A 2,077-nucleotide genomic window follows, 5' to 3' on the forward strand; every position below is an offset into this window, starting at 1 on the left:
AATAATCCATCAATAGTATAAAGGATGCATTCTTTGTCATGTGCCGGTAAGTGTCCAATTTCATTTAGCCTGTTCAACATTGCCGGGTCTTTTAGCAAATTTAAATCTTCTGTTTCCCCCAACAGATAACCAACTGTGGTATCAAGCACCTGGGCAATTTTTTTGACTACATCAATAGTTGGTTTTACTTCATCTCGTTCATATTTACCAATTATAGAATGATTAGTATTTAATTGCCGTGCAAGTTCGCTTTGAGAAAGCCCTTTTGCATCCCTACACTCACGTATTTTTTTTCCAAAACTATTCATTTTTCGGTCATTTATGACTTTAAAAAGCCTTAATTTATCTATAAACACAAAAATACGGTTCATTTATTAAAAATAAAAACCATAAATATTTTGATTTAAAAGTCAGATATTATATTTTTGGGTCATAAATGAACGGAGAATAAATTTTAAACTTTTTTCATGGCACAACAAAACCACCGCAAAATACGCCTCTGCCGCTCCCAAAGGAGGGTAAGCGAAGCCCCGGTACTGACTTTGGAAGGTCTTTGGCTGCAAAATTTGGGTTTCGACATCGGCGACCTGGTACAGATAACACCCGAAAACGAAGGGCTCACCATCAAAATCATTGAGAAATGGAAATAAACGACATCAAACAAAGGCTGCCCATATTAAAGCTGCTGGCATATTACGGCATCAAGGCCGACAAAAACTACCACATCCGCTGCCCCTTCCACCAAGACGACAAACCAAGCTGCAAGATTTACCCTGAAACAGGTACTTACCACTGCTTTGCCTGTGGCAAAACGGGCGATGTAATACAGTTTATCCAGGACAAAGAAGGGTGCACGAAACATGAGGCCATACTAAAAGCCAAAGCACTCATTAACGAAATGCCCACCACAGCCACCAAAGCAGAAACCCCGAAAGAAAGCATTATGAAAGAAGATTTTAAAACCCTTTTTGCCGACCAGCAAAAAGCCCTTTCGCCCGAAACGCCATCCAGCCAGCGCAGTTTTAAGGCACTGGAATACATAAAGCAACGTGGTTTGGAACATGTACAGGAAATCAGCTTTAACTCCGGCAACAAATGGAAAAAACTCAAACAGTGCATCACCTTCCCGCTCAAAGACAAAAACGGAAATATTGTAAGCCTTTACGGGCGCAGGATAACAGAAAGCAATGGTTACAGCCTGGAATACGGCAAACACTATTACAGCGAGAACCGCCGGGGACTGTACCCCTGCTATCCGGATGAAGATACCGAAATACTAATCTTTACCGAGGCCATCATAGATGCAGCCACCCTTTTACAAGTTCCTGAAATAACCGAACACTTTAAAATACTAAGCTGCTTTGGCAACCTTGCCTTTATAAAAGAAGCGCAGGAAGCAGTAAAGAATTTGCCAAAGCTGCAAGAGGTAATCATATTCTTTGATGGCGATCAGGGCGGTTTGGACGGAATAAAGCATGTAAGCGAAATCATGCAACAGATAAAACCCAATGTGAAGGTAACAGCCATTGCCACACCCGAAAAAGAAGATGTAAACTCCCTTTTTGTAAAATACGATAAAGACTGCCTTTTGCAGCTAATCAATGACCGGAAACCTGTAACAGATATTACCTGTCCCGACTTAGGCGGGGAAACTTTTTCTTCATTTGAAACTTCTTTAACTGAAAAGAGAGAAGCCACGGCACAAGAATTTAAACTGCCATCGCCATTAAACACCGACAACCCCAACAAAATCATTTACGAGACTCAAACCGCCCGCTACATCGTCAAAGGCGGCCTGCCCCGGAGCCTTGACAAAATGCTGATAAGCCTCGATGTACAGCACTTGGAAACAGGCTTAAAATACCGCTGCAGATTAGATTTATACGAAGAAAAGCAGACAAGGAAAGAAGCAAGAGAAGCAGCCGAAAAGCTTGATTTAAGGAGCGATTTAATAGAAAACGACCTTTCACAGCTTTGCGATTTACTGGAAGAACACCGGGAAAATGGTTTAGAAACAAACAACCCCAAAGACAACGACCCAACGCCCGATTTACCAACCCAATCCAAATGCAAAGAC

At 41.6% G+C, this 2,077-nt stretch carries 3 protein-coding genes; 2 read left to right on the forward strand and 1 reads right to left on the reverse strand.

Going from position 1 to position 2,077, the window contains the following annotated elements:
* A partial coding sequence (locus OQ5_RS0112300) for a helix-turn-helix domain-containing protein (protein ID WP_044107839.1) occupies nt 1-308 on the reverse strand: 308 nt, incomplete at its 3' end.
* Between the two features lie 159 nt (nt 309-467).
* Here OQ5_RS0112300 and OQ5_RS0112305 point away from each other — a divergent pair.
* Nucleotides 468-650, forward strand: a complete 183-nt coding sequence (locus OQ5_RS0112305; protein ID WP_016777779.1) for a SymE family type I addiction module toxin — start codon at nt 468-470, stop codon at nt 648-650.
* Nucleotides 641-2,077 (forward strand): CHC2 zinc finger domain-containing protein (locus OQ5_RS0112310; protein WP_016777780.1); only part of this gene is annotated, 1,437 nt, incomplete at its 3' end. The genes OQ5_RS0112305 and OQ5_RS0112310, both read left to right, overlap by 10 nt.

The organism is Anaerophaga thermohalophila str. Valhall (genome assembly GCF_000250735.1).
GTDB lineage: Bacteria > Bacteroidota > Bacteroidia > Bacteroidales > Marinilabiliaceae > Anaerophaga > Anaerophaga thermohalophila_A.

Coding starts and splice junctions, on each gene's coding strand:
- OQ5_RS0112305 (WP_016777779.1), top strand. CDS start 468: ATGGCACAACAAAACCACCGCAAAATACGCCTCTGCCGCTCCCAAAGG.